Origin of the sequence: Pollutimonas rozaliensis (assembly GCF_048751585.1) — a bacterium.
GTDB lineage: Bacteria > Pseudomonadota > Gammaproteobacteria > Burkholderiales > Burkholderiaceae_B.
In genome coordinates this window covers 1-274 of sequence record NZ_JAZHOB010000102.1, presented here as the reverse complement: position 1 = coordinate 274, position 274 = coordinate 1, and the positions used below count along the sequence as shown (strand labels likewise).

Below are 274 nucleotides of genomic sequence, written 5' to 3'. Positions count from 1 at the left end.
CCGAGAACCGCCGCCTGGAAATCACCCCACTGCTGGACGCTCTTTATAATGACGATGTCTGGGTGCGGGATGTGCAACGCAAGGTGCGTGACCTGGCTACCCCCGCCAAGGCTCGTCTGCCACGTATCGGACTGATCGGAGCCAGCCGTGGCCAATCGAGCTACTATCTTTCGCTGTTTCCTCAGTGGGAATCGGTCAGCGTTCCGCTGGTGGAAGGCATTTCAGCCAGCCAGATTCGAGAACGGCTGTTTCGCTCCCCGGACGCCACCGGCGA

1 pseudogene is annotated in these 274 nt (G+C 60.6%); it reads left to right on the top strand.

What is annotated here, in order from left to right:
- Positions 1 to 274, top strand: a pseudogene (locus tag V0R37_RS22150) (bifunctional nicotinamide-nucleotide adenylyltransferase/Nudix hydroxylase); the annotation flags it as partial.